Origin of the sequence: Aquincola tertiaricarbonis (assembly GCF_000969605.1) — a bacterium.
Lineage (GTDB): Bacteria > Pseudomonadota > Gammaproteobacteria > Burkholderiales > Burkholderiaceae_C > Aquincola > Aquincola tertiaricarbonis.
The window spans coordinates 237,006-263,484 of the sequence record NZ_JZUE01000008.1; the positions used below are offsets into that span (position 1 = coordinate 237,006).

Sequence of the window (26,479 nt, forward strand, 5' to 3'; positions counted from 1 at the left end):
CATGCCGGCTTCCCATGAACCCAGCTGATTCCGCCGCGTCACCGCTCCACGTCCTCAACGAGGTGTTCGGCTACACCGCATTCCGCGGCATGCAGGGCGACATCGTCGAGCATGTGACCGCCGGCGGCGACGCCCTGGTGCTGATGCCCACCGGCGGCGGCAAGAGCCTGTGCTACCAGGTGCCGGCCATCGTGCGGCACCGCACCGGCCGTGGCGTGGCGGTGGTCGTCAGCCCGCTGATCGCGCTGATGCACGACCAGGTGGGCGCGCTGGAAGAGGCCGGCGTGCATGCCGCCTTCCTCAACAGCACGCTGACCAGCGACGAGACGCAGAACGTCGAGCGCGAGCTGCGCAGCGGCCGACTGGTGATGCTGTACGCGGCGCCCGAGCGGCTGCTGACGCCGCGTTTCCTGGCGATGCTCGATTCATTGAACGAGCGCGGGCTGTTGAGCCTCTTCGCCATCGACGAAGCGCATTGCGTCAGCCAGTGGGGCCACGACTTCCGCGCCGAGTACCTCGGCCTGTCGCAGCTGCACGAGCGCTTTCCGGCCGTGCCGCGGGTGGCCCTCACCGCCACCGCCGACGACATCACCCGCGCCGACATCGTGCAGCGGCTCGCGCTGGACGACGCGCGCATCTTCGTGGCCAGCTTCGACCGGCCGAACATCCGCTACACCATCGTCGAGAAGGACAACCCGCGCGCGCAGCTGCTGCGCCTGGTGCGCGACGAGCATGAGGGCGAGGCCGGCATCGTCTACTGCGGCACCCGCAAGAAGGTGGAGGAAACTGCGGTGTGGCTGGCCGACGAGGGCATCACCGCGCTGCCGTACCACGCAGGGCTGGACGCCTCGGTGCGGCAGAAGCACCAGGACCGCTTCCTGCGCGAGGACGCCATCGTGATGGTGGCCACGATCGCCTTCGGCATGGGCATCGACAAGCCCGACGTGCGCTTCGTGGCCCACCTCGACCTGCCCAAGAACATCGAGAGCTATTACCAGGAGACCGGCCGCGCCGGCCGCGACGGCGAGCCGGCCGAAGCCTGGATGACCTACGGCCTGGCCGACGTGGTGAACCAGCGCCGCATGATCGACGAGAGCCCGGCCGGCGAAGAGTTCAAGCAGGTGCAGCGCGGCAAGCTGGAGGCGCTGCTGGCGCTGGCCGAATCGCACGACTGCCGGCGCGTGCGGCTGCTGTCGTACTTCGGCGAAACCTACGCGGCCACCGCGGATCCGGGTCGCTCGGTCCGCGGTGAGCCCCCCTGGGCGGCAGCGACCGAAGGGAGCGTGGGGGTCCGGTGCGGGAATTGCGACAACTGCCTCAACCCGCCCGACACCTGGGACGCGACTGAAGCGGCCCGCAAGGCGCTGAGCTGCATCTACCGCTTCTCGCAGCACGGCGGCGGCTTCGGGCCCACGCGCTTCGGCGCCGGCCAGCTGATCGACGTGCTGCGCGGCAAGCGCACCGACAAGGTGGCCCAGTACGGGCACGACAAGCTCAGCACCTTCGGCATCGGCGCCGACCTGAGCGACGCGCAGTGGCGCGGCGTGCTGCGCCAGCTGGTGGCACTGGGCCATGTGGCCACTGAGGGCGAATACAACACGCTGGGCCTGATGCCCAGCAGCCGCGCGGTGCTCAAGGGCGAGGTCCCCATCGTGCTGCGCATGCCGCGCGAAGCCACCCGCGGCGTGCGCAAGCGGGCGGTACGCGGCGGTGACGGCAAGGTGCCGGCCGCGGCGGCCGACCTGGACGCCGAAGCCCAGCAGCGCTTCGCCGCGCTGAAAGCCTGGCGCGGCGAGGTGGCCCGCGAGCACAACCTGCCGGCCTACGTCGTGTTCCACGACGCCACGCTGGCCGAGATGGCGCGGCGCATGCCGGCCGACCTGGCGGAGCTGGGCGAGATCAGCGGCGTGGGCGCGCGCAAGCTGGAGGCCTACGGGACCGAGATCCTGGGCGTGCTGGGCCGCTGAGCGCGGTCGGTGCGGCTCAGCGCACGGTGGCGCCGCGGTCGCTGGCGCTGCTGGGCGGCAGCCACAGCTCGATCACCCGCTGGCTGCCGCTGCTGGTGCGCAGGCTGGAAGGCAGCTCGCGCACCCACACCTCACCGCCGTTGCCGGGACCCCAGTGCTGGAGCACATGCTCGGCCAGCAGGCGGGCGCAATCGAGGTCGCTGCGCTGGTGCACCACCAGCGTGGGCTGCGGCCATGGCACCGGCCGGCGCTGCTGGCGCAGGGAGGCGCTGCGGGTCACGTTCTCGATCGGCGCGAGTTGAAGCACCTCGCCGCCGGCCTGCTGCAGCGCCCACCGCAGGCCGGTGGCTTCGCTGCGCGAGGCCTCGTCGTACACCTGGGTGTAGACGCGCAGCGGCTGCACGCCGTTGGCGCGGCAGGCCGCCTGCAGCGCCGCGGCAGCCGTCTCCTCGGGCGTGGGCACCGGTGCGGTGGGCGGCGGCACGCCGGTGGCGGGTGGGTACGGCACCGGCGCCGGCGCAGGTGTGCCCACCGGCGCAGGCGGCGCGCCGCCGGCCCGCCAGCGGTCCTGCACCAGGGCTACCAGCCGCGGCCAGTTGAGCAGGCGGGCCGGCGGCACCTCGAAGGGATGCCAGTAGCTCAGCGCGTCGCGGTTGGGCAGCGTGCCGAGCGCGGCGCACAGCGTGTCCTGCGTGTTGCGCATGGCGGCCATGCACGGCTCCGACGGCGTGATCTCCGCGGTGCGGCATTGCTCATGCGTCACTTCCAGCAGCCGCTGCACGCCCACGCGGTCGGCCTCGCGCACCGCAGGGTTCTGCACCAGGTCCTGCAGCATCGTCACCTGCTGCGTGACATGCGCGGGCACCTTGGGGCAGCTCATGTCCACCGCGGACAGTGCACGCGACACCTCGGTGAACAGCGTGCGCACCTCGGCGCGCTGCGCGTTCTCGTTCTGGCGCAGCTGGTCGCTCACCTGCCACAGCGACAGCAGCAGCGTGCCCGACGCCCCCAGGCCCAGCGTGGTGCCGATGGCGCTGTTCTTGGCGGCGCGTCGCCAGGCCGGCTCGGGCTGCGGCGTGCTGTCGGGGCTGGCGCGGCCAGGCTGGCGCAGCCGCGCGGGATGCTCCACCGCATCGCTGGACCGCTCCAGCCAGCCGGGCAGCCGTTCCAGCCAGGCGGGCTGCAGCGCGGCGCCGGCGTCCTCGCCCAGGCGGTGGTAGCTCTCCCATTGCGCCTCGTCGAAGGACTGGTCGCCGGTGGATTCATGCGGAAAGCGCCCGTGCCGCTGGGCATAGGCCAGCACGTCCACGTCCAGCGCGGCATGCAGGTTGGGCTTGATCACCAGCAGCGTGCCGTGGTGCTCGGGCGTGCCGGCCGCGCAGCCCGCCGGCCGCAGGTAGCGGATGCGGCCGAGCAGCACGCCGCGCGCGCTCTGGCTGTCGGCCATGTCCTGGGGCGACAGCACCGTCAGGCCGCCGTCGCCCACGCCGAAGCGGCGGGTGGCTTCCTCATGCGGATAGAACTCGATCTCGGCGCCGAAGTCGATGCGGGCCTTGCGCACCAGGTTCTCCAGGTCCAGGAATTCGTAGCGGGCGTCGCAGCTGGCGTCCACCAGCACGATGAAGTCCACCTCCCGGCGCAGCAGCGCATACACGCCGGTGTTGTCGAAGTGCCCGCCATCCGAGAGGTACCACCACGGCCGTGACCGGCCGCGGTAGGTGGCCGTGGCCTCCGACCAGAGCATCAGCGGCTTGGCGGCCAGCCGCCACAGGGCGTCGCACCAGGCAGGCCGCGGCGCCTGCGGCGGCGCCGGCTCGCGCACCCAGTGGCCCAGCCGCACGCCCACCAGGAACAGCAGCAGCGCCCAGCCGCGCGAGGTGTAGGCCCCCGCGCCGGGCGCCGCGGCCGCGCCGGAGATGGCGATCCACTTGCCCAGCGTGCCCACCTCGCTGGCGCGGGTGAAGCACACCCGCTCGCGCGGGCCGATCTCCACGCCGTCCGGCCGCACCGTCAGCACCGTGCCCTTGCGGTCGGCGTTGAACAGGCCGCTCAGGTCGTCGCGCGTCTGGTTCAGGCAGGTGTTGATCAGGTGGACCGGGCCTCCGGCGCGCTCGGGGTGGTAGTCGCGCAGGTCGGCGTCGTCGCGTGAGACCACCTGCGTCACGTCCGCATGCGCCCCGTCCAGCTGCGGCTGCAGCACCGGCCGGTTGGGGTTGCCCACCGACAGGTAGGCCCGCGTGAGCCGTGCCCGATAGAAGCCGTGCAGCGACGAGGCGTTGGCCATGCCGCCGTTGTGCGCAGTGGTCAGCCACCACAGGCCGCACCAGGCGGCGATGCCACCGGCACGCCACACCGGCGGCACCGCATCCAGCCAGCCCAGCGGCGCCGGCGTGAACACCAGCCACTGCACCGTGCTGAGCCAGAAGCACAGCACGATCGCCAGCACCGCCACGCCGGCGGCATTCAGCAGCCGCGGGGTCCAGGTGCCCAGCGAGGCGCTCGCCTGCTGCACCATCTGCTGCAGCGGCTGCGCCAGCGCCCGCAGCACCAGGGCCGCGAAGCCGCCCAGGCCGACGCCGCCCCACAGCCAGTCGCGGTCCGACAGGGCCAGCTTGAGCAGCCGCCAGCTCACCAGGTCCAGCAGGCCCATGAACACGGCCAGTGCCGCGATCAGCAGGGCCTGGCGCGTCACCTCCGTGGTGCGGCGGCGCAGGCGCGCACTGGCCAGTCCGCGGCTGACCGGGCTGCGGGCCAGCACCACCAGCGTGGTGGCCACGCCGGCTGCCACCGAGGCGACCGACAGCAGCACCAGCGGCAGCCCGATGCGGCCTTCGGCCAGCGGGCTCAGCAGCCGCAGCCGCCAGGCCAGCCACGGCAGCAGCAGCGCGCAGGCCACCAGCGCCGCGGCCATCAGCTGCTCATGCAGCGCATGGGTGGTGTGGCGGCGCGTGGGATCGGGGCCCTCGCGCGCCACCCAGTAGCCACAGGCCAGGCCGGGCAGGGTGGCGCACATCCAGGCCGTGGCCAGCGGCAGCCACAGGCTGCCCCAGGCCTGCCAGGCGTTGGGGTCCAGCGTGTCGGTGCTCATCTGCCACAGGTGCGGTGCCACCACCAGCAGGCCGAACAGCAGCGCGGCCATCATCAACTCGCCGTGGATGGCCACGAAGGCGCGCAGGTAGGTCACGGCGGCCACGCCCACGTCGTGCGTGCCCGCGGGCGTGAGGTAGCGGCCATTGCGGCGCATCCAGTCCAGCAGCGGTGAGCGGCGCGCGGCCAGCATCGCCTGGGCCTGCCGCACGCCCAACGCCAGCACCAGCCGGCCCAGCATGGCGCCCACGTAGCCGCCGCCGGAGACGGTGGAGAGGTAATCGAAGCGCGGCAGCAGTTCACGCTGCGCCAGCCCGCGGATCAGCCCCAGCCCGTAGGTGGCGCTGCGCACGCCGCCGCCCGACAGCGCGAGGCCGACGGTGGGCAGCTCGCGCAGGCGGGCGTTGGGCCGCGGGGCGCCGCTGGCGGCCACCTCCTCCTTGAGCCCGGCCCGCCGGCGGCGCCGCAGCACTGCGGCCCGTTCCGCACGTTGCCAGGAGTCCGCGGGAGCGCGGCCCTGCGGGCATGGGGAAGTGGGGGCTTTCGGGTCCACGGTTTGCTCGACTGCGCCCGACTCTAGGCCGGCGTGCGCCGGCCACGCAAGCGTGGTGCATGGGGGTTGCCCTGCGCGCAAACGTCCCGCGAACTATCATGCCCGGTTGCCTCGCGCTCTCGATGACTGCTGCCTTGCCCCCTCCTAAAGCTGCCGAAACCCCCGCCATCCGTGTTCGCGGGGCCCGCACGCACAACCTCAAGAACATCGATCTCGACCTGCCCAAGCATGCGCTGGTCGTCATCACCGGGTTGTCGGGCTCGGGCAAGTCCAGCCTGGCGTTCGACACGCTGTACGCCGAGGGCCAGCGCCGCTACGTGGAAAGCCTGTCGGCCTACGCGCGGCAGTTCCTGCAGCTCATGGACAAGCCCGACGTGGACGTGATCGAGGGCCTGTCGCCCGCGATCAGCATCGAGCAGAAGGCCACCTCGCACAACCCGCGCTCCACCGTCGGCACGGTGACCGAGATCCACGACTACCTGCGCCTGCTATATGCCCGCGCCGGCACGCCGTTCTGCCCCGAGCACCACCTACCGCTGGTGGCCACGCCGGTCAGCCAGATGGTGGACGCGGTGCTGGCATTGCCCGAGGACACCAGGCTGATGGTGCTGGCGCCGGTGGCACGCGACCGCAAGGGCGAGTTCGTCGAGCTGTTCGCCGACATGCAGGCGCAGGGTTACGTGCGCTTCCGCGTCGATGGCCAGGTGGTGGAAGCCGCCGAGCTGCCCAAGCTGAAGAAGGCCGAGAAGCACGACATCGACGTGGTGATCGACCGCGTGAAGATCCGCGCCGATGCAGTGGCCAGCGGCCTGCGCCAGCGGCTGGCGGAGAGCTTCGAAGCTTCGCTGCGCATTGCCGATGGCCGCGCGCTGGCGCTGGAGATGGACAGCGACCGCCAGCACCTGTTCAGCAGCAAGTTCGCCTGCCCGGTGTGCAGCTACTCGCTGCCGGAGCTGGAGCCGCGCCTGTTCTCGTTCAATTCGCCGGTGGGCGCCTGCCCGGGCTGCGACGGCCTGGGGCAGGTGACGGTGTTCGACCCCGAACGTGTCGTCGCCTTCCCCTCGCTCAGCCTGGCCAGCGGCGCGATCAAGGGCTGGGACCGTCGCAATGCCTACACCTTCTCCCTGCTGGAGAGCGTGGCCAAGCACTACGGCTTCGACATCGACGAGCCGTTCGAATCGCTGAGCCCCGAGCACCAGCGCGTGCTGCTCTACGGCTCGGGCGGCGACGAGATCAGCTTCAGCTACACCGCCGAGGCGACCAGGCCCGGCGGCCGCTCACGCACCGTCAAGCGCTCGCACCCCTTCGAAGGCATCCTGCCCAACCTGGAGCGCCGCATGCGCGAGACCGACTCGGTCGCGGTGCGCGAAGACCTGGCCCGCTACCAGCACGCCCGCGCCTGCCCCGAGTGCGGCGGCGCACGGCTGCGGCGCGAGGCGCGCCACGTGCTGCTGCAAGGCGCCGACGGCGAAAAGGGCCGCGCCATCTTCGAGGTGGAGCACGCCACGCTGGCCGATTGCCAGGCCTATTTCGACGGCCTGCACCTGATCGGCGCCAAGGCCGACATCGCCGACAAGGTGGTGCGCGAGATTCGCGCGCGGCTGCGCTTCCTCAACGACGTGGGCCTGAACTACCTCAGCCTGGACCGCAGCGCCGACACGCTGTCGGGCGGCGAGGCGCAGCGCATCCGCCTGGCCAGCCAGATCGGCAGCGGCCTGTCCGGCGTGATGTACGTTCTGGACGAGCCCAGCATCGGCCTGCACCAGCGCGACAACGAGCGCCTCATCGGCACGCTGCAGCACCTGCGCGACTTGGGCAACAGCGTGCTGGTGGTAGAGCATGACGAGGACATGATCCGCGCCGCCGACTACGTGGTGGACATGGGCCCCGGCGCCGGCGTGCACGGCGGCCGCATCATCGCGCAGGGCACGCCGGCCGAGGTGGCGGCGAATCCCGATTCGCTCACCGGCCAGTACCTGGGCCGGGTGCTGCGCATCGAGCGGCCGGCGCCGCCCCTCAGCCCCGTCGGCCGGCCGCAGATGCGCATCGTCGATGCGCGCGGCAACAACCTGAAGGGCGTGACGGTCGAGATCCCGGTGGGCCTGCTCACCTGCGTGACCGGCGTGTCGGGCTCCGGCAAGAGCACGCTGGTCAACGACACGCTGTACCTGGCGGTGGCGCGCAAGCTGTACGGCAGCCATGCCGAGCCGGCGCCACACGGCGAGATCGAAGGGCTGGACGCCTTCGACAAGGTGATCAACGTCGACCAGAGCCCGATCGGCCGGACGCCGCGCAGCAACCCCGCCACCTACACCGGCCTGTTCACGCCGATCCGCGAGATGTTTGCGGAGGTGCCGGCGGCGCGCGAGCGCGGCTACGGACCGGGCCGCTTCAGCTTCAACGTGGCCGGCGGCCGCTGCGAGGCCTGCCAGGGCGACGGCGTGCTGAAGGTGGAGATGCACTTCCTGCCCGACGTCTACGTGCCCTGCGACGTGTGCCACGGCGCGCGCTACAACCGCGAGACGCTGGAGGTGCTCTACAAGGGCAAGAACATCACCCAGGTGCTGGACATGACGGTGGAGGACGCCACGCCGTTCTTCAGCGCCGTGCCCAACATCGCGCGCAAGCTGCAGACGCTGCTCGACGTGGGCCTGGGTTACATCAAGCTGGGGCAGAGCGCCACCACGCTGTCGGGCGGCGAGGCGCAGCGGGTGAAGCTGGCGCTGGAACTGAGCAAGCGCGACACCGGCCGCACGCTCTACATCCTGGACGAGCCCACCACCGGGCTGCACTTCCACGACATCCGGCTGCTGCTGCAGGTGCTGCACCAACTCAGGGATGCGGGCAACACCATCGTGGTGATCGAGCACAACCTCGACGTCATCAAGACGGCGGACTGGGTGATCGACATGGGCCCCGAAGGCGGGGCCGGCGGCGGCACGCTGGTGGTGGCCGGCACGCCGGAGACAGTGGCCGCCCATGCGGGCAGCCACACCGGGCGCTTCCTCGCGCCCTTGCTCAGCGAATAGGCAGCGCGGCGAGGCGGCGCTTGCGCAGCAGCGCCAGCAGCGCGATGCCGCCCGCCATCAGCGCCCAGGTGCCGGGCTCGGGCACCGGCGGCGGCACGGCAGGGATGGACGGCAGGCTGCCCGAGGGCAGCAGCGGCGCGGTGGGAATCGAGATGGGGCCGCCCAGCGGCGGCGCACCGAACGACGGGCCGATGATCGGGCCGGAGATCGTGCTGGGGGCGCTGGGCAGTGCCGCCAGGCCGATGGCCGGCGTGTCGCCGGTGCCGGCGCCGGTGGGCGGCAGGTTCTCGAAGCTTTCCGGCGCGGGCGCCAGCGCGGTCTGGCCTGCGCCCGGCGGCTCGAAGTCCAGCTCACCCGGGCCGGCTGCGGTGGCGCCGCCCGCACGGGTGATGCGGCTGACGTTGCGGCACACCGTGGGCACCAGGATGCAATGGCCGCTCTCGCAGTACACCAGGCCGCGCTCCTGCGCGTCCGCCGCCCATTTGTTGCGGGTGACGGTGTTGCACACGCTGCCACTGCCGAAGTGCATGTCGCTGATCTCGGCCCTGTACAGGTCCTTGCCGACGATGCTGTCCCGGCGGATGGTGACCATCTCGTCGTACTTGCGCTCCGTCATGCGCTGCTTGAGGCGGGCGCGTACGTCGGGCGGAATGTCGGTGTAGCGGTCTACCGCGGCAGGGATGTCGCCCATGTACGGGTTGTGACCGGGGCTGTCCCAGGAGCAGTTGTTCACCGTCTTGTTGCCGGTGGCTGTCTTGACGCTGCTCTTGGCGGGTGCGGCGTGGGCTGGCATCCAACCTGTCACCAGGGACAGGCAGAGGGACCAGACGATCAACGGTTGTTTCATTGGACGGTGGGGAAAGGGGCCAGCGGACGCCTAGTGACTGCTAACTTTACGACCGACGCACATTGTCAGCGGCCGTTGGAAAACTACAGCGTGCTTATGTCGCGAAATGCAGACGTCAAGCGCGAACAGTCTTTTTGTTGGCACGGCTCGTGCCAGACCTGGTCTGTCCACCTGTGCACTTTTTCACGCCGGTGTGACGGTCGTGCAAAAAGTCATCTAATGCGCACTCGACACTTCCCCCTTTGGGGTGGCGTCAAACCGCCTCTGAACACCACCGCAGTACCCCGAGATCCCCGATGAATTACCTGGGGGCCTTGCTCACCAGCCTTGTCGCCAGCGCCGCCTGGGCCGCACCGTATGACGGCCCGCTGTTCGACATGCACCTTCACTACAACGTGGAGGCCTTCGACGCTCACCCGACCGCCGATGTGTTCGCCCGCCTGCAACGCAGTGGCGTGCGGGCGGCGGTGGCCAACAGCCGCCCGAATGAAGGAACCCGCTCGCTGGCCGCCGCACGCGATGAGGCGGGCGCAGCCGGCGTCACCGTGGTGCCCTTCGTGCGGCTGTACCGCAACCGCGCCGATTACACCGGCTGGTTCGCCGACGACAGCATCTACCGCATGGTGCTCGACGAACTGGCGCGCGGCACCCCGGCCGGCCCGTACCGCGGCATCGGCGAATTCCACCTGTACGACAGCACCAACGCGGACGGCCCCGTGGCCCGGCGCCTGATGCAGCTGGCCGAGCAGCGCGGGCTGCTGGTGCTGGCCCATGTGGACGACGACGCGGTGGACCGGCTGATGGCCCATGCCCCCGGCGCCCGGCTGGTGTGGGCCCATACGGGCATCGGCGGCGCGCCGGTGCCACGTGTCAAGGCCTTGCTCGACCGTTATCCGCAGCTGATGGGCGAGCTGTCCTACCGGCCTGGCCTGACCGAAGGCGGACGCCTCAGCGCCGAGTGGAAGGCGCTGCTCATGGAGTATCCCGGCCGCTTCGCCATCGGCTCCGACACCTGGGTGACGCCCCGCTGGAGCGCCTACGAGACGCTGATGCGCGATGCCCGCGAATGGCTGGGCGACCTGCCGCCCGATGTGGCCCGCCGCATCGGCTGGGCCAATGCCGCCGGCTGGTTCGGCCTTGCGGAGCCGCGGTGAGCGCCAGCCTGCCCCCCGCTGCCGCAGCGCCGGCCATGCTGGACGCCGAGCGCCTGGCCGACTTCGCCCGCGCTTCGGGCGACGTGCTCTGGGAGTGCGACACCGCCTGGCGCTACACCTGGATGGCGGGCTCCACCGATGCGCTGGGTGGCGTCGATGGCGGCAGCCTGATCGGCCAGGCGCTGGCTGACGGACCGCTGCTGGACAGCCATGGCGAGCCCCTGGGCGACGAGCGGCTGTACCACTGGCTGGCACGGCCGGTGGCCTTCAGCGGCGCGTTGACCGAGGTGCGCACCAGCCGCGGCCGCGTGATGGTGTCGCGCTCGGCGGTGCCGCTGTTCAATGCGCTGGGCCTGCATGCGGGCTGGCGCGGCACCGCCCGCGACGTCAGCGTGCGCGTGGCCCTGGCGCGCAGCGAGCGCGAGCGCGACGAGCAGCTGCGCAAGATGACCGCGCTGCTGCCCGGCGCGCTGTACCAGTACCGCGAGCTGCAGGCGGATGCCGGCCACTTCCCTGACGACCTGCTGGATGCAGGCCGCCTGTTCGGCCTGCACACGCAGCTGCTGCATGGTCCGCTGCGGCTGCATCCGGCCGAGCTGCCGGCGCTGCACGAGGCTTACCTGCGTGCCCGCCAGGCCCAGGCGCCGTGGCATGTGCAGTTCCGGGTGCTGCAGGCCGATGGCGAGGAACGCTGGCTGGAAAGCCGCGCGATGCCCGAGCAGCCGCCCGAAGGCGGCTGGCTGTGGCATGGCTTCGTCTCCGACATCAGCGAACGCCGTCGAGTGGAGCTGGCGCTGCGCGCGTCGGAGGAGCGGTGGCTGCTGGCCGCCGAGGCCACCGCCACCGGCCTGGCGCAGATCGACTGCCGCGACCAGTCGCTGCTGCTGGACCGCATGGCGTGCATCAACCACGGCCTGGCCTGGCCGCATCCGCCGATGCGGGTGGACGAGTGGCTGGCGCGCATCCATGAGGACGACCGCGAGCTGGCGCGTGCCGCGCTGCAGCGTGCGCAGCATGACGGCGAGCGCATGGAGGCGCGCTACCGCTTCCGGCTGCCGGATGGCGGCCTGCGCTGGCTGGAGGTGTTCGCCCGCGCGCAGATGGATGCCGATGGCCGGCCGCTGACCATCGTGGGCACCTGCCGTGACGTGACGGCGCAGCAGGAGGCGGTGCAGCTGCAGCGCGCCAAGGAAGAGGCCGAGCGCGCCAACCGTGCCAAGAGCGAGCTGCTGTCCCGCGTGAGCCATGAGCTGCGCACGCCGCTCAACGGCATCCTCGGCTTCGCGCAGCTCATGGGGCTGGACCGCGAGCAGCCCCTGGGCGCGGCCCAGCGCCGCCGGCTGGAAGGCGTGGAGCAGGCCGGCCGCCACCTGCTGGCGCTGGTGAACGACGTGCTCGACCTCACGCGGCTGGAGCGCGGCGAGTTCGGCCTGCAGGTGCAGGCCATCGACCTGGTGCGTTCGCTGGAAGCGGCGGTGGGCATGGTGCGGCCGCTGCTGTCGGTGCATTCGGCGCAGCTGCCGGCCGACCTGCCGGCGGGCCCGGTGTGGGTGCAGGCCGATCCGCGCGGGCTGCAGCAGGTGCTGGTGAACCTGCTGTCCAACGCCATCAAGTACAACCGGCCGGGCGGTCAGGTGCGCTTCGAGCTGCGGGCGCTGCCGCTGCAGGTGGTGCTCACCATCGAGGACGAAGGCGCCGGCCTGACCGAGGAGGAGCAGCGCCAGCTGTTCCAGCCCTTCAACCGGCTGGGCGCGGAGCGACAGCGCATCGAAGGCAGCGGCCTGGGCCTGGTGATCGCCAGCGAGCTGGTGCAGTCGATGAACGGTGCGCTGTCAGTCACCAGCCGTGCCGGCGTGGGCAGCCGCTTCAGCGTGGCGCTGGCCCGCGCGGACAGCAATGGCCTGCCCGCGCCGGTGGAGGAGAAGCCGCCCTGGCGCGTCGTCTACATCGAGGACGAGCCGCTGAACGCGCTGCTGATGCAGGAGGTGTTCCGCGCCCAGCGCGGCTGGCACCTGGTGGTGGCGCGCAATGGCGCCGAGGGCCTGGAGCGCGTGCGCACGCTGCTGCCGGACATGGTGCTGGTGGACATGAACCTGCCCGACATGAACGGGCTGCAGATCATCGCGGCGCTGCGCGGCGATGCGCGCACCGCCGGCCTGCGCTGCGTGGCGCTGTCGGCCGATGCGATGTCGGAGCAGATCGCCGCCGCACGCCAGGCCGGCTTCGACGACTACTGGACCAAGCCCATCGACGTGGCCCGCATGCTCCAGACGGTGGAGCAGGCCATCCGCGCACGGCCCTGAAGGCCCAAAGAAAAAGCCGGTGCTGAGTTCATCAGCACCGGCTCTTGTTCGATGGCGCCTTGCGGCGCCTGCTCGAACGGCTTACTTCAGGTGATCGTTGATCAGCTTGGTCATCTCGAACATCGAGACCTGATCCTTCTTGAAGATCGCCTTCAGCTTCGCGTCCGCATTGATCATGCGCTTGTTCTCGGCGTCCTGGAGCTTGTTCTTCTTGATGTAGTCCCAGACCTTCTTGGTGACCTCGGTGCGCGGTGCCGGCGTGGCGCCAATGACGGCGGCCAGTGCTTCACTCGGGGTCATCGCCTTCATGAAGGCTGCGCTCGGGGTGCGCTTCTTGGCGGCCGGTGCGGCCTTCTTCGCGGGGGCCTTGGCCGTGGCCTTGATCGGTGGCTTGGCGCCACCGACCTTCTTGGCCGGAGCCTTCTTCGCCGGAGCCTTCTTCGCCGGGGCCTTCTTGGCCGGCGCCTTCTTCGCAGTTGCCATTTTGAATTCGCTCCATCAAGAGTTGGTTGATGTGCCGGGTGGAGGTGAGGGCCGCATGAGCCATCGTTTCTCTCTGGGCACCCTGCGGCGCGAATGGTACTGCTTGCGTCAGGGGCTGAGAAGCCGTTTTCCCTCGGAGAACACGCGTAGAAGCGCTAGGACAAAGCCTATTTCAAGCCTCACGGCACATCGAAGAAGAGTTCGCGCGTGGCCTCGGCCGGATTGGCACATCCGCACAGCGCCATCGCCACCTCCAGTTCGTCGCGCAGCACGCGCAGCACATGGGCCACGCCGATGGCGCCGCAGGTGGCCAGCGCATGCATGTAGGGCCGGCCGATGAGCACCGCGCGTGCACCCAGGGCCAGGGCCTTGAGCACGTCGGTGCCACGCTGGATGCCACCGTCCACCAGCAGCGGCAGGGCATCGCCCACCGCATCGGCGATGCGGGGCAGCACCCAGGCCGTGGGCGCGGCGGTGTCCAGGGTGCGGCCGCCGTGGTTGGAGACGATGAGGCCATCGACCCGCTGGCGCACGGCTTCGCGCGCGTCCTCGGGGTGCATCACGCCCTTGAGCAGCAGCGGCAGCCTGGTGTGGCTGCGCAGGGTGTCGATCTCGTCCCAGGTGGGCGCATCGGGCATCAGTGCATCGAACACCCAGCTCTGCGAAGGCGTGAGCTGCGTGCGCGGTGCCTTGGGCAGCGCGGCCAGGTTGACCGCGGACACATCGGCCGGCAGCTTGAGCCCCGCGCGGCGCTCGCGGTCGCGCACGCCATGGCTGGGCGCATCGACGGTGAGCACGATGGCCTCGTAACCCGAGGCTTCGGCACGCTGCACCAGTTCGCGGGTGAAGCCGCGGTCATGCTGCATGTACAGCTGGAACCACAGCGGGCCACGGTCGGCATCGGACAGCACGGCCCGGGCCACGTCCTCCATCAGCACGCTGGCCTGCGCGCTGAGGATGAAGCCGGCGCCCTGTGCGGCCGCCGCATGCGCGCTGGCCAGCTCCCCGTCGGGATGGGCCAGCCGCTGGTAGGCCACCGGCGCCAGCAGCAGCGGATGCGCCAGCGTGCGGCCCAGCAGCTGCACGCGGGTGTGGCCGCCGGCCAGGCGCCGCAGCACGCGCGGCACCAGTGCCAGGTGGTCCCAGGCGGCGCGGTTGGCGCGCAGGGTGATCTCGTCGGCCGCACCGCCGGCCAGGTAGGCCCAGGCGTTGTCGTCGAGCCGGGCGCGGGCATGGGCCGCGTAGTCGGGCAGGCTCACCACATCGGCCGGCACCTGCTCCAGCGCGGGCACGCGCGGCCTGCCGGTACCGCTCATGTGGCGGCCCACATGCGCAGCAGGTTGTGGTACGTGCCGGTGAGGGCCACGGCGGCATCGGTCTCGCCGTGCTGCTCGCGCAGGCGCATCAGGTTCATGTCGAGGTCGAACAGCAGCTGGCGCTGCTCGTCGCTGCGCACCATGCTCTCGATCCAGAAGAAGCTGGCCAGCCGCTGGCCACGCGTGACCGGCGCCACGTGGTGAACGCTGGTGCCGGGGTACAGCACCAGGTGGCCGGCCGGCAGCTTCACGCGCTGCTCGCCGAAGGCGGTGTGAACCACCAGCTCGCCGCCGTCATAGCTGTCGGGCTCGCTCAGGAACAGCGTGCAGGAGAGATCGGTGCGCACCCGCTCGCCGTTGTCGGGCGAGAAGCGGATGGCCTGGTCCACATGCGCGCCGTAGGTGTTGGTGGCGCCGCCGTAGCGGTTGAACATCGGCGGCAGCACGCGCCGCGGCAGCGCCGCGGAGAACACGATGGGGTGCCGGTCGAGCGCCTTCAGCACCAGCGTGCGCAGCTGCGTCGCCGCCTCGCAGCGGTGGGGCAGCTGTTCGTTGTTCTTCACCGCGGCGGCCTGCGGGCCGGCGGTGGACCGCCCGTCGGTCCACGGTGCGCCGGCCAGCAGCGCGCGGGCGTGCTGCAGTTCGGCGGCATCGAGCACGTCGGGGACGGTCAACAGCATGGCAGGTGCCCTTAGAAGGTGTACGTGCCGGTGAGCATCACGGTGCGCGGCTTGCCGGCAATGTAGTGCCCGCGGTAGAGCATGTCGGCATAGTGCTTGTCGGTGAAGTTGCTGACGTTGAGCTTGAACGCCAGCTTGTCCATCGTGTACTCGGCCATCAGGTCACCCGTCACCCAGCGCGGCGCGACGATGGTGCTCTGCAGCGGCTTCATGCCGCTGCGCGCGTTGATGCCGGCGCCCACGCGCCAGTTGGGGGTGAGCTGGTAGGTCGTCCACACGGTGCCGCTGTGCTTGGGCGTCAGGCCCGGGCGCGAGCCCACCTGCTCGCCGGCGGCCAGCGTGGTGCCGTCCGGGGCGCCCTTGTCGATCTTGGCGCTGGGGATCCAGGCGTACGACGCGAACACCTCCCACTGCGGCGTGATGCGGCCGGCGATGTCGATGTCCAGGCCGGCGGCATGGCGCTCGCCCGACAGCAGGTAGTTGGTCGGGTTGGCGGTGTCGCTGTCGCGGTTGCGTTCGTTGTACTTGGTGGCGTGGAAGATCGCGAAGCTGGTGGTGTACTTGCCTTCGGCCCAGTCCAGCTTGCCTCCCAGCTCGATGTTGCGGCTCTTCTCCGGCGCGGTGTTGCGCGAGAGGTTGTCGTACTGGTAGGTGTCGCCCGAGGTGTTGAACGAGGTGCCGTACTGCAGGTGGAACGAGGCGAACGGCGTGGGCTGGTACAGCACCGCGAAGCGGCGGCTCCACAGCGAATCGCTGCGGTCGCCATCCGCCGCGTCGGTGGTGCTGAGGGTGTTGTACTTGCCCTCGAACTTGTCGAAGCGCAGGCCGGCCAGCACCTTCCAGTTCGGCGCGATCTGCAGCTGGTCGCGCACATAGGCGCCGATGCCCTTGGAATCGAAGCGGCGGTTCTGGCTCACGATGCGCAGCGACTCGTCCACGCCCACGCCGTTGTCGGGCGTGCCGATGGTGGTGGTGGGCTTGGTGACCGTCACGCCCGGGGGCAGGCTGAAGGCGTAGCCGATGAACTTGTCGTCGGTGAAGTCCACGCCGGCGGCGATGTCGTGCGTGCCGCCGAAGCCCTTGAACTTGCCGGTGTAGTCGCTCTGCAGCGCCACGGTGTCCAGGTCCATCGCCTTGTTCTGCGTGCCGCGGGTCAGCACGGTGGCGTCGCTGATGTTGTCGCGGTCGACGGCCACGCGGCCGGGCTGCGCATTGGCGCCGGCGAAGCGCACGGCGCTGGCGCGCTGGTCGCGCTGGTACTTCGAGATGCGCAGCGCACTGCGCAGCTCGCCGCCGTTGTCGAAGCGGTGCACATGCTGCGCGGTGCCGATGGTGACGTTCGCCTTGGCGTAGTCGCTGGACATGCCGTAGTAGCTGCGCGGGCTCACCGGCACCAGGCCGGGGCCGCCGTCCTTGCCGGCGCCGTTCAGCCAGGGCAGGCCGTAGGTCACGCCGTTGTCGTTGTCCAGCAGGTACAGGCCGACGCTGAACTCGTCCGCCAGGCCGATGCCCCAGCGGAAGGTGGGCGCGATGCCGCGCTTGTCGATCTTGTTGCCCCAGTTGTCCGCCATGTTGGCCATGGCGTTGATGCGCAGGGCGGCGTTGTCGCCGGTCTTGATGTTGAGGTCGGTGGTGGCGCGCACGTAGTTGCCCGAGCCCACCGTGACCGAGACTTCCTTCTGGTCGTAGCTGAAGGGCTGCTTGCTCACCTGGTTCACCGCGCCGCCGGTGGAGCCGCGGCCGAACAGCATCGAGGCCGAGCCGCGCAGCAGCTCCAGGCGGTCCCAGTTGAAGGAATCGCGCTCGTAGAACGCCGGGTCGCGGATGCCGTCGATGAAGATGTCGCCGGTGGACTGCAGCGAGAAGCCGCGCAGGCGGATGTCTTCCTCGCCGCCCTCGGCCGCCTGGAAGCTGATGCCGGCGGTGCTCTTCAACGCGTCCTTCAGCGTGTCGAGGTTTCGGTCGTCGATCAGGCGCTCGGTCAGCACGGTGATCGACTGCGGCACGTCGCGCAGCTCCTGCTTGCCCTTGCCAATGCGGGTGTCCGTGGCCTGCACGTTCTGCTTGCTGGTGGGCGCGGTCTCGGCCGCGGCCTTGGCGCGGATGGCCGGCAGGGCCTCGGCGTCCTGCTTGGGCGGTTCGGTCTGGGCAATGGCCAGGCTGGCGAAGCCGAAGCCGGCGGCTAGGGCGCCCAGCGGCAGCATGGCCGGGCGGGAGGTGCGTTTAGACATGGGTGTCCCTCTCAGACGATCTTGATGGTCGTGGTGTGTCGCTTGCCGCCAAGCATGCGGCAAGGCAAGCGGCAAGGCTTCCGGCGGGCGGTGGCTGGCCGGGGATCAGGTCGCCGGCGGCGTCAGCGGGCTTCGGGTTCGCTCACGAAGCCGATCTTTCCGAGGCCGGCGCGCGAGGCATCGGCCAGCGTCTCGGCCACGTTGCGGTAGGCCACGTTCTGGTCGGCGCGCAGCTGGATCTCGGGCTGCGGCTGCTTCTGGCCTTCGGCCACGAAGCGCTGGGCCGCCGCTTCGCGCGTGACCGGCTCGCCGTTCCAGTAGCGGGTGCCGGCCGCGTCGATGGCGAACTCGATGCGCTCGGGCTTGGGCTGGTTGTCCTGCGCATCGACCTTGGGCAGGTCGAGCTTGACGGCCTGGGTGAGCAGCGGCGCGGTGACGATGAAGATCACCAGCAGCACCAGCATCACGTCGATCAGCGGCACCATGTTGATCTCGGCCACCGGCGCGTTGCTGCGCTTGGCGTCGAAGGAAGCGAAGGCCATGGTCGGTTACTCCTGCGGTGGCCGGTCAGGCAGCCGAGGCCGCCGGCTTCAGCGGGCGCACGCTGGCGCTGCTGGCCTGCTGCGCACCGGCGCCCGGGGCTTCGCCCAGCGTGAGGAAGCTGTGCAACTCGTAGGCGAAGGCGTCCAGCCGCGCGGTGAGCACGCGGTTGCTGCGGGTGAAGGCGTTGTAGGCCATCACTGCCGGGATGGCCACGGCCAGGCCGATGCCGGTCATGATCAACGCCTCGCCCACCGGGCCGGCCACCTTGTCCAGCGTGCCGGAGCCGCTCATGCCGATGGCCACCAGCGCGTGATACACGCCCCACACGGTGCCGAACAGGCCGACGAACGGCGCGGTGGCGCCCACCGTGGCCAGCGTGGTCAGGCCGCTTTCCAGCCGGGTGGTTTCCTCGTCCAGCACTTTCTTGATGGTGCGGGTGATGAAGTCGTTGGCGCTGCCGGCTTCGGCCAGTCGCGCGGCGCCGTGCTTGGCATGGTGGGCCTGCGCATGCATCGAATGCGCGGTGAGGTGCGAGAACGGATCACGCGCGCCGTGGGTGGCGATCTCGTGCTGCACCGCATCCAGCGAACGGGCGTTCCAGAAGAAGTCGAGGAAGGCCGTGCTGCGGCGGTTGCGCACGAGGGCGGTGAAACCCTTGAGCGCGATCAGCGCCCACGAGACGACCGACATCACGATCAGGATGCCGAGCAGCGTCTTGCCGACCACGTCGCTCTGCGCGATGAAGTGGCCGAAGCCGAGGGTGTTGGTGGGTTCCATCGAAGTCATCACTCCAGTTCGTAGATAAACGAGGCCGTGCTTTCGCACACCACGGCCACGCCGTTTTCAGTGCAGGGCTCGAAGCGCGCCTGGCCCATGGCCGAGGTGGCGTTGGCGTCCAGCCGCGGGTGGCCCGACGAGCGGATCACCGCCCACTGCGTGGGCATGCCGCGGGTGTCCACCACGACGCGCAGCACCACGGTGCCGGACTCGCCCATGCGCCGCGAGGCCAACGGCACTTCGGTCCTGGGCGCCACGCGGTACTTCAGCGCGCTGGCCGGCACCACCTTGGGCCCCACCGGGGCCGGTGCGGGCGCGGGCGGCGCCGGCGGTGCGGGTGGCGTGAACACTTCCTGCTGCACCGGCGGTTCGGGTGGGGGAGGCGGCACGGTGTAGGCCGGCGCGGGCGCTGGCGACGGTGCGGCGGCGATCACCGGTGCCGGCTTGGGCGGCGTGGGCGTGCGGGGCCGGGGCGGAGGAGGCGGTGGTGGCGGGGTGGGCACCGGGGCCGGCGGGGCCACGATGTCCACCACGATGGGCGCCACCTCGGCCACGGCCTGGCGCACCGCATCCACCTGCAGCAGGGCCCACAGCGCGGCCACATGAGCGGCGACGATGCCGGCGGTGAGGGCGGTGCGCGCGGCGGCGGGCAATTCGTCCCGGCTGGAGGGCGGGCGCACCGAGCGGGTGGGCACCGATGGCGGCGCTTCCGCAGCCGCGGGCGCGGCGGGAGCGGTCAATCGGGCGGAGTTCATGAGGCTGGGTGGGAACGACTGCTGCTCAAAGTAAATTTATCGTAACACGAATGAGAACGGTTCTTATTGAGTCCGACATGTCGGCCCGGGTCTGTCTGATGGACACGACAGCCGGCCTGCGGCAGGTATGCTGCGCCGCATGAAACTGATCGTTCGCTGGTTGCTGCTAGCCGCCGCCCTGTTGCTGGTGGCGTACCTCTACCCAGGCGTGGTGGTCAAGAGCTTCGGCTCGGCCATGATCGCAGCGCTGGTGCTGGGCCTGCTCAACACCATCGTGCGACCCGTGCTGGTGCTGCTGACGCTGCCCGTCACGCTGCTCACGCTGGGGCTGTTCCTGTTCGTCATCAACGCCGTGGTGTTCTGGATGGCCGCCGGCGTGCTGGACGGCTTCTATGTCACCGGCTTCGTGGCGGCGCTGGTGGGCTCGCTGATTTACAGCCTGGCCGGCATGGTGATCGACGTGGCGATGGAACGGATCTTCTAGCCGCGCCTTCGTCGCGCGGCGCGCTACTCAGTCGCGCGGCGGCGGGCGGTTGGCGTCGGCGTAGAGCTGCCGGCGCAGCGCGTCGATCTGCCGCAGGCGGGCATCGATCACCGAGGCGTCAATGAAGTCGGTGCTGCCGGGCAGGCCGCTGCGCGCCATGCGCTGGCCGGCACGCAGCCGGTCGATGGCGCCGCTCAGGTCGCCCAGCGCGGCGCGTTCCTCGGCTTCCGCGCGCACGGCGCGCAGCCGCAGGCCCTGCTGCGTGTTGGCCTGCGCCAGCAGGCTCCAGGCGGTCGCGTCCTGCGGATGGTCGGCCACCCAGGTCTGCAGCACGTCGGTGCTGCGCCGCAGGGCGTCGGTGCGGGCCAGGCCGGCGCCGCGGGCCGCGCCCAGTGCCGCCTGCGCACGCAGCAGCATCAGCGGGCGGGAGCCGTCGTCGATGGCTTCCACCGCCGCCAGCGCCCGGTCGGCGGCGCCGCTGTCCAGCCAGATCTGCGCCTGCAGCATGGCCATGGCGCGGCGCACCGGCGCCTCGTTGCCGGCCAGTGCGCGGGCGGCGTCCAGCGTGGCTTGGGCCCGCTGTGGCTCCCGCAGCTGGACCGATGCCAGCGCGGCGCCGTACAGCATGGCCATGCGCTCGGCCGTCGGCAGGCTGCGGTCGCTCTCCCCGGACTGCGCCTGCACACGCCGCAGCGCACCCACGGTGGTGTCGCCCAGCACCCGCGCGCGGGCCTGCATCACCAGGTGCTCGGGCGTGGGCACGGCCGGCGCGGCGGTGGCGGAGGCCTGCGCGCGGGTGCGTGCCTCGCCGATGCGCTCGCTGGTCAGCGGGTGGCTGCGCAGGTAGGGATAGTTGCCGCTGTCGTTCAGGCGGGAGGCGTTTTCCAGCTTCTCGAACATCGCACCCATGCCCTGCGGCGAAAAGCCGGCCTCGGTCATCACGTTGAAGCCGACGCGGTCGGCCTCGCGTTCCATGTCGCGCGAGAAGTTCAGCTGGCCCTGCATCATCGCGGCCTGGCTGCCGACGATGGCGGCATTGATGCCGTCGCCGCTGTTGGCGCGGCTGGCGGCCATCACGCCGAGGATCATCGCGGCCATGCCCACCAGTGATTGGCGCGAGGAGCTGGCGATGCTGCGCGCGATGTGCCGCTGGGTGACGTGGGACAGCTCATGGCCCAGCACCGAGGCCAGTTCGTCCTGCGTGCCGGCGGCGGCGATCAGGCCCAGGTGCACGCCCACGTAGCCGCCGGGAAAGGCAAAGGCGTTGAAGCTGCGGTCGCGCACCAGGAAGGCTTCCCAGGCGAACACGCCGTCGGTGTCGGCGCCGATGTCGCCGCGGGCGCGGGCGGTGTTCACCAGGCGCGTCCAGGCCGTCTGCACGTAGTCCAGCAGCAGCGGGTCGTCGATGTAGTCGGGGTCGCGGCGCACCTGCCGCATGATCTCGTCGCCCAGCTTCTTCTCGGCGCCGACACCCACGTCTTCCGACACCGAATCGCCCAGCGAGGGCAGCCTTACCTGCGCCTGGGCGGGCGACCAGGCCGGGGGCAGGCAACTGAGCGCTGCGGCCAGCGCGAGGGACAGGGCGGACAGCTTCACGTCGCTATGATGACACCGACCCTTTGCTGCGACGTTTCGCAATGCCCTCACCCGCTGATTCCCCCGCGCTGACCCACTTCGATGCCCAGGGCCAGGCCCACATGGTGGACGTCGGCGGCAAGCAGCCCACGCATCGCATCGCGCGCGCCACCGGCCTCATCCGCATGCAGCCGGCCACCTTCGCGCTGCTGTCCGGCGGCACCGCCAAGAAGGGCGATGTCATCGGCGTCGCGCGCATCGCCGCCATCCAGGGCGCCAAGCGCACCGCCGACCTGGTGCCCTTGTGCCATCCGCTGCCCATCACCCGCGTCGCGGTGGAGTTCGAGGCCGACGCCGCCAGCAGCAGCGTGCGCTGCACCGCGCAGGTGGAAACGCATGGCCGCACCGGCGTGGAGATGGAAGCGCTGACGGCGGTGCAGGTGGGCCTGCTCACCGTGTACGACATGCTCAAGGCCGCGGACCGCGGCATGGTGATCGACGGCGTGCGCGTGCTGGAGAAGCACGGCGGCCAGTCCGGCGATTGGGTGGCGCCCGAGAGCGCTACCTGAAGTCGCGCCAGTCCATCGGCTGCGAGGCCGGTGTGCACTGGAACGGCCGCGGGCTGCGCGAGGCGTCGTCGCACTCGGCGAAGAATTCCGCGGCATTCGGATTGCGGAACTCCCGCAGCCGGTCTGCCAGGTGGCGGGCGCGCTCCAGGTCGCCCTGCTCGGCATAAGCACGGGCCCACGCGATCATCAGCCGGGTGTCCAGCAGGTTGTGCGCGGCGCGCTTGAGCGCGGGCATCGCCGTGCCGGGGCGGTCGGTGGTGGTGGCCGCGGCATAGTCGGCCTGGTGGCCGAAGAGCCAGGCGCCCTGACCTTCCGCGATGCGCTGCGACAGCGGCGTGGCGTTGGCCGGCGGTGCGTAGATCACCACCACGCGGCGGTAATCGGCGATCGCGGCCAGGCCGACCACCACCATCAGCAGGCCGGCGGCGCGCAGCAGCAGCGTGGCCGGCGCGGGCCCGGTGCCGCGGTCGTCGCTTCGGTCGCGCAGGGCGGCAGCAGGCCCGGCGCCCAGGCACACACCCCAGGCCCAGGCGGTGGGCAGCAGGAAGTAGAGGTACCACAGCGGGTACTCCAACTGGCTGTGCAGCGCCATCATCAACACCATCATGAAGGCGGCGCGCACGGCGGTGCCTTCGGTGCCGGGCACCTGGCGGCTGCGCTGCCAGGCCAGGTACAGGGCCCAGGCGAGCAGCGCCAGCACCACCGCCGCCAGGGGCAGGCCCAGTTCAACCGCCAGCTGCAGCGGCAGGTTGTGCGTGTGGTCGAAGAAGGCCACGGGGCGCTGCGGGAAGGGCGTCAACGTCCAGGCGAAGTTGAACTCGCCCCAACCCACGCCCGTCCACGGGTGCATGCGGATGAGCGAGAGCGTGTCGCGCCAGATGCCGAAGCGGCTGCTGGAGATGTCGCCGCCAGCGGCCATGTGCAGCGCGGCGCCAAAGGTGCCGGCCGTCTGCCCGGCCCAGAAGGTCATCAGCGCCCAGCTGGCGGCGAAGAGCAGCGGCACCGACAGCAGCAGCCCGCGCGCCGGCCGCTGCAGCCGCCGGTCCAGCAGTCCCCACAGCGTGAGCACCGCCATGCCCACCAGCCCCGTGCGCGATCCCGACAGGGTGATGCCGAAGACCATCAAGGCCATCAACACCACCGCGGCCACCCGCGGCAGTCGCCGCGCATCGAGCAAAGGCACCACCGCGATGGCCGACCACAGCAGCAGGCTGCTGAGGTGATTCGGCTGCCTAAGATTGCCCACCGCCCGGCCCAGCAGCCCGCTGCGCGCGATGAAGTCGCCATCGGCCAGTTGGGGGAAGAAGACCTGGACGATGGCGATGGCGGCGCTGAGGGTGCCGGCGAGGAGCCAGGCGGGGAAGAAGGCGGGCAGCGCTGCCAGGGAGCCAAAGCCGCCGACCACCATGAATCCGGCACCCAGCAAACCAAGTCCGCCTGCCACCGCAAGCGAAGGCGGCAGGGTGCCCCAAAGTCCCGATCCAAAGGCTGCGAACAGGAGCACCAGCAACGCAGCGACAAGCGCTGCTGCGCTGCGACCCGAGCGCCGGGCCGGGCGAACCGTAGGGAATGAGGGGGCAATGCAGACGAACAAGCCCCATGCGACAACCGCCAATGCCTGGTTGAAGAAGGTCGAAGAAGGGGGCTGGTTGAAAGCCAGCAGGGAGGGCACGGTGGCGGCCATGGCGGCAACCACCGCGCCGCGCAGAGCTAAGGTCATCGGCAATTCTGCGGCTTGATGTGAGCGTCGGTCGTGCGAGCGGCAAGGTCACTGTCGGGCAGTGATCGGACACTGCATTCTGTCAGTCACCGCAGGCGGTCACGCTCACAGACAGGAAATGCGTAAGCGGATCCGAGCGCTAGTTCATCTGTCTTGCGGCGCCAAATCTTCATCGCGCTTTCGCAGACCTCCACCGGCTGCGTCTGTCGCATCCACAGCAGCGCTTGCTCGGCACCGCGCTGGTCGCCAACCGCCATGCGCGACAACGCGTAACGCAGAACATTGCCCCAGGACGGGTAGCGCTCTGCGACGGTCCGCAGCAGTTGCAGCTCCTCCGCTGGCGTTGCCACGCCGGGCTGGATGCGAGCCGCCGCCACCAGCCCTCTCAGTTGGTCGAGGACGATCACGTCAGGCACCGGCTCCAGCGTTTGGTAGCCGGCAATGGCCGCAACTTGGAAGCGGTGGTCTTGCCATGCCTGCTCAAGCAAGAGGTAGTCCCTGGCGGTTATGAACAAGCCAGTGCCCAAGACCAGGGCCAAGGCCCATGCCAGAACGCCAGCTTTCATCCCGATGACGAAAGGCCGACTCAGTGCACCGACAGCCAGCCCCAGCGGAACGAGAAACAACAGGTAGCCGTGTGGCAGCTCGAACATGGCGTGCACCGCCATGGCCAGCACGCACAGCAACAGGCTCACCGGTACGTTCGATAATGCGGTTCGATAAGTGCGTACGACCCACAAGCCAGCCAGTCCCGCCGTGAGCACGGCGACCGGCAGCCCATTCCAGACCGCCAAGTCGAGAAAGAGGTTGTGGGCGTATTGAAGGGGCTCACCAGATGCCGGTTGCGATGCCGCATGCCCAGCCTGGGCAGCGGCCACCTGCTGCCAGCCCCATCCCCACCATGGCTTGTGCGCAATGGCTTCCCACATCGTGCGCCAATGCACCGTGCGAACGCCGCCGGTCAGGCGGCTCGCCACATCGGCTGTAGTGGCGAACAGGTGGGGGATGAGCACGAGCCATGCAACCCAGCACGCCGCCCACCATGCCAACGCAGCGGTCAACAGCAGTGCAGCGCGGCCGCGGCTGCTGAGAAAGGCCTGCGAGCGCGTGATGCCAACCACCCCGATGACCAGCAGCCCTACCAGCCCTGCGCGCGACTGGGTCATGGCAAGCGCGGCCAATAGGCAGGCGGCCGCTGCGATGGCAGCCAGTCTGTTTGCGCGGTTGCCGGGTACGGCGAGGCCAAGCAACGAGGCGAGCCCGCACACGAGCAGCGTCGCAGCGTTGTTGGGTTGTCCTACATGGGCTGCCGGGCGTGCGACATCGGGAGGCGAGGCGATCCAGCCGGTGGCTTGGTCGAGGCCGACAGCCTGTGCCAGCATGAGCAACGCTGAAACGAGCGCGGCTATCAGCAGGCTGCGAAGCACGACTTTGCCAGTGTCCAGTGTCCCAGCGCCAGGTCTATGACCGCCCACCACGATGGCAAGCGCAAAAGCCACCAGATAGCCCGACGCGAGCCACGCGTCCCCCCTGAACACGATCAAGCCTGCAGCCCACTGCAGCAGCGGCAGCAAGCTCAATAAAGCGACGAACAGCGCAGGCCGCGGCAGCGAGTCGATGCGCGAGCGGCCGCAAGTTGCAGCCGCTAGCGCGAGCAGCGCGGCAGCCATTGCGGCTTCGCGCCATGCAGCTGTCCACAACCGGCCTTGCATCGCGAACAGCCACGGTAGAGCAAGCATGAGGCTCGCGATCCACTCGACCGGTTCACGTCCGAGCTTGAACGAAAAAGGGGCCCCGCGGGGCCCCTTGGCAGCAATCATGCTTACTTGCAGCTTGCCGGGAGGTACTTGGCATCGATGGTGCCGGCAGTGCAAGCCCAGGTGAGCTGGCTACCCGACACAGTCGGCGTCAGCAGCAGTGTCTTGCCCGAGATCTTGGATTCCGCCGTCGAGGCGGTCACAGTCACCTTAGAGCCGTCCCAGCCGACGCTGGCCACGTACTTGGTAGCTTGACTTTCAGGGGTGAACGAAGTGGCGCCGGGCAGCGAACCGCTGACATTGAATGCCTCCGTGATGCCATTCTTCGCTGACGAGCCGGCCAGGATCAGTTCAGACGTCTTGGCCCGAACGGTGTAATCCTGATAAGCCGGCAGCGCCACGGCAGCCAGAATGCCGATGATCGCCACGACGATCATCAGTTCGATGAGGGTGAAACCTTGTTGAACACGCTTCATGAAATTGCTCCTTCGGGGAAATGGGCGGGTGACTCGAGTGCTCGCTGTCGGGACGACTGTTTGCACCCTGCGTGCCCAGCCCGTTTGTGGCCCGTGCCGGGCTCCAAGCGTGCGGTTCCTCACATCGCCTGACGCTTCTTGTCACCCGTGCACGCCGCAAAGCGGCACGGGGT

20 protein-coding genes are annotated in these 26,479 nt (G+C 70.2%); 7 read left to right on the forward strand and 13 right to left on the reverse strand.

Going from position 1 to position 26,479, the window contains the following annotated elements; all coding sequences use genetic code 11:
• The first annotated feature begins 14 nt into the window (after nt 1-14).
• Nucleotides 15-1,967, forward strand: coding sequence for a RecQ family ATP-dependent DNA helicase (locus tag VO99_RS12230; protein ID WP_046113122.1), 1,953 nt, complete (start codon nt 15-17; stop codon nt 1,965-1,967).
• A gap of 16 nt (nt 1,968-1,983) precedes the next feature.
• Here the strand turns inward: VO99_RS12230 and VO99_RS30815 are convergent, their stop codons facing one another.
• Nucleotides 1,984-5,526: a patatin-like phospholipase family protein gene (locus tag VO99_RS30815; protein WP_046113123.1), complete on the reverse strand. Its 3,543-nt coding sequence runs from the start codon at nt 5,524-5,526 to the stop codon at nt 1,984-1,986.
• A gap of 215 nt (nt 5,527-5,741) precedes the next feature.
• Between VO99_RS30815 and uvrA the strand changes: the two genes are divergently transcribed.
• The gene (gene uvrA / locus VO99_RS12240) at nt 5,742-8,636 is read left to right on the forward strand and encodes an excinuclease ABC subunit UvrA (protein WP_232315342.1); all 2,895 of its coding nucleotides are present in this window, start codon (nt 5,742-5,744) and stop codon (nt 8,634-8,636) included.
• Here the strand turns inward: uvrA and VO99_RS12245 are convergent.
• Nucleotides 8,626-9,429 (reverse strand): MHFG family PEP-CTERM protein, encoded by an 804-nt coding sequence (locus tag VO99_RS12245; RefSeq protein ID WP_052736292.1) that lies wholly within the window; start codon nt 9,427-9,429, stop codon nt 8,626-8,628. The two genes, uvrA and VO99_RS12245, sit on opposite strands and share 11 nt — an antisense overlap.
• 350 nt (nt 9,430-9,779) lie before the next feature.
• Between VO99_RS12245 and VO99_RS12250 the strand changes: the two genes are divergently transcribed.
• A complete protein-coding gene (locus VO99_RS12250) occupies nt 9,780-10,637 on the forward strand; it encodes an amidohydrolase family protein (protein WP_046113125.1) in 858 nt (285 codons plus the stop codon).
• Entirely contained in the window at nt 10,634-12,940 is a 2,307-nt protein-coding gene (locus VO99_RS28810) for a hybrid sensor histidine kinase/response regulator (protein ID WP_052736293.1), read from the forward strand. Before VO99_RS12250 ends, VO99_RS28810 begins: the two co-directional genes overlap by 4 nt.
• A gap of 81 nt (nt 12,941-13,021) precedes the next feature.
• Here the strand turns inward: VO99_RS28810 and VO99_RS12260 are convergent, their stop codons facing one another.
• The 7 genes from VO99_RS12260 to VO99_RS12290 form a co-directional block, all read right to left on the reverse strand.
• Nucleotides 13,022-13,423 (reverse strand): SWIB/MDM2 domain-containing protein, encoded by a 402-nt coding sequence (locus VO99_RS12260; protein ID WP_046113126.1) that lies wholly within the window; start codon nt 13,421-13,423, stop codon nt 13,022-13,024.
• 179 nt (nt 13,424-13,602) lie between these two features.
• A complete protein-coding gene (locus VO99_RS12265; protein WP_052736298.1) occupies nt 13,603-14,739 on the reverse strand; it encodes an alpha-hydroxy acid oxidase in 1,137 nt (378 codons plus the stop codon).
• Nucleotides 14,736-15,419, reverse strand: coding sequence for a Fe2+-dependent dioxygenase (locus tag VO99_RS12270; RefSeq protein ID WP_046113128.1), 684 nt, complete (start codon nt 15,417-15,419; stop codon nt 14,736-14,738). Before VO99_RS12270 ends, VO99_RS12265 begins: the two co-directional genes overlap by 4 nt.
• Nucleotides 15,420-15,430: 11 nt before the next feature.
• A complete protein-coding gene (locus VO99_RS12275) occupies nt 15,431-17,650 on the reverse strand; it encodes a TonB-dependent receptor (RefSeq protein WP_046113129.1) in 2,220 nt (739 codons plus the stop codon).
• Nucleotides 17,651-17,772: 122 nt separating this feature from the next.
• A complete protein-coding gene (locus VO99_RS12280; protein ID WP_046113130.1) occupies nt 17,773-18,192 on the reverse strand; it encodes an ExbD/TolR family protein in 420 nt (139 codons plus the stop codon).
• Nucleotides 18,193-18,217: 25 nt separating this feature from the next.
• Complete coding sequence (locus VO99_RS12285) at nt 18,218-18,979, reverse strand: MotA/TolQ/ExbB proton channel family protein (protein WP_375136389.1); 762 nt, start codon at nt 18,977-18,979, stop codon at nt 18,218-18,220.
• Nucleotides 18,979-19,710 (reverse strand): energy transducer TonB, encoded by a 732-nt coding sequence (locus VO99_RS12290; RefSeq protein WP_052736294.1) that lies wholly within the window; start codon nt 19,708-19,710, stop codon nt 18,979-18,981. The genes VO99_RS12285 and VO99_RS12290 overlap by 1 nt, the downstream gene beginning before the upstream one ends.
• A 154-nt stretch (nt 19,711-19,864) precedes the next feature.
• Here VO99_RS12290 and VO99_RS12295 point away from each other — a divergent pair, with 154 nt between their 5' ends.
• A complete protein-coding gene (locus VO99_RS12295) occupies nt 19,865-20,209 on the forward strand; it encodes a phage holin family protein (RefSeq protein ID WP_046113193.1) in 345 nt (114 codons plus the stop codon).
• Nucleotides 20,210-20,236: 27 nt separating this feature from the next.
• Here VO99_RS12295 and VO99_RS12300 read toward each other — a convergent pair whose 3' ends face one another.
• Nucleotides 20,237-21,805, reverse strand: a complete 1,569-nt coding sequence (locus VO99_RS12300; protein WP_083440544.1) for a M48 family metalloprotease — start codon at nt 21,803-21,805, stop codon at nt 20,237-20,239.
• Nucleotides 21,806-21,846: 41 nt separating this feature from the next.
• On the opposite strand from VO99_RS12300, the gene moaC reads away from it, so the two are divergent.
• Complete coding sequence (gene moaC, locus VO99_RS12305; RefSeq protein WP_046113131.1) at nt 21,847-22,353, forward strand: cyclic pyranopterin monophosphate synthase MoaC; 507 nt, start codon at nt 21,847-21,849, stop codon at nt 22,351-22,353.
• Here moaC and VO99_RS12310 read toward each other — a convergent pair.
• A complete protein-coding gene (locus VO99_RS12310; protein WP_157039544.1) occupies nt 22,346-23,779 on the reverse strand; it encodes a PglL family O-oligosaccharyltransferase in 1,434 nt (477 codons plus the stop codon). The genes moaC and VO99_RS12310 overlap by 8 nt on opposite strands.
• Nucleotides 23,780-23,933: 154 nt before the next feature.
• On the opposite strand from VO99_RS12310, the gene VO99_RS30235 reads away from it, so the two are divergent.
• A complete protein-coding gene (locus tag VO99_RS30235; RefSeq protein WP_157039545.1) occupies nt 23,934-24,092 on the forward strand; it encodes a hypothetical protein in 159 nt (52 codons plus the stop codon).
• Between the two features lie 67 nt (nt 24,093-24,159).
• On the opposite strand, the gene VO99_RS12315 is transcribed toward VO99_RS30235, so the two are convergent.
• Together VO99_RS12315 and VO99_RS12320 are read right to left on the reverse strand one after the other, a co-directional pair.
• Nucleotides 24,160-25,893: a PglL family O-oligosaccharyltransferase gene (locus tag VO99_RS12315; RefSeq protein WP_046113133.1), complete on the reverse strand. Its 1,734-nt coding sequence runs from the start codon at nt 25,891-25,893 to the stop codon at nt 24,160-24,162.
• A gap of 2 nt (nt 25,894-25,895) precedes the next feature.
• Nucleotides 25,896-26,306, reverse strand: coding sequence for a pilin (locus VO99_RS12320; RefSeq protein WP_046113134.1), 411 nt, complete (start codon nt 26,304-26,306; stop codon nt 25,896-25,898).
• Between the last annotated feature and the right edge of the window lie 173 nt (nt 26,307-26,479).

What these genes read in the sequence shown, in the direction of transcription:
- VO99_RS12265 (WP_052736298.1), bottom strand. Translation starts at nt 14,739, where the DNA reads ATGAGCGGTACCGGCAGGCCGCGCGTGCCCGCGCTGGAGCAGGTGCCG.
- VO99_RS12270 (WP_046113128.1), bottom strand. Translation starts at nt 15,419, where the DNA reads ATGCTGTTGACCGTCCCCGACGTGCTCGATGCCGCCGAACTGCAGCAC.
- VO99_RS12295 (WP_046113193.1), top strand. Translation starts at nt 19,865, where the DNA reads ATGAAACTGATCGTTCGCTGGTTGCTGCTAGCCGCCGCCCTGTTGCTG.
- VO99_RS12275 (WP_046113129.1), bottom strand. Translation starts at nt 17,650, where the DNA reads ATGTCTAAACGCACCTCCCGCCCGGCCATGCTGCCGCTGGGCGCCCTA.
- VO99_RS12280 (WP_046113130.1), bottom strand. Translation starts at nt 18,192, where the DNA reads ATGGCCTTCGCTTCCTTCGACGCCAAGCGCAGCAACGCGCCGGTGGCC.
- VO99_RS12250 (WP_046113125.1), top strand. Translation starts at nt 9,780, where the DNA reads ATGAATTACCTGGGGGCCTTGCTCACCAGCCTTGTCGCCAGCGCCGCC.
- VO99_RS12315 (WP_046113133.1), bottom strand. Translation starts at nt 25,893, where the DNA reads ATGATTGCTGCCAAGGGGCCCCGCGGGGCCCCTTTTTCGTTCAAGCTC.
- VO99_RS12230 (WP_046113122.1), top strand. Translation starts at nt 15, where the DNA reads ATGAACCCAGCTGATTCCGCCGCGTCACCGCTCCACGTCCTCAACGAG.
- VO99_RS30235 (WP_157039545.1), top strand. Translation starts at nt 23,934, where the DNA reads ATGCAGACGAACAAGCCCCATGCGACAACCGCCAATGCCTGGTTGAAG.
- moaC (WP_046113131.1), top strand. Translation starts at nt 21,847, where the DNA reads ATGCCCTCACCCGCTGATTCCCCCGCGCTGACCCACTTCGATGCCCAG.
- VO99_RS12260 (WP_046113126.1), bottom strand. Translation starts at nt 13,423, where the DNA reads ATGGCAACTGCGAAGAAGGCGCCGGCCAAGAAGGCCCCGGCGAAGAAG.
- VO99_RS12285 (WP_375136389.1), bottom strand. Translation starts at nt 18,979, where the DNA reads ATGACTTCGATGGAACCCACCAACACCCTCGGCTTCGGCCACTTCATC.
- VO99_RS12320 (WP_046113134.1), bottom strand. Translation starts at nt 26,306, where the DNA reads ATGAAGCGTGTTCAACAAGGTTTCACCCTCATCGAACTGATGATCGTC.
- VO99_RS12245 (WP_052736292.1), bottom strand. Translation starts at nt 9,429, where the DNA reads ATGCCAGCCCACGCCGCACCCGCCAAGAGCAGCGTCAAGACAGCCACC.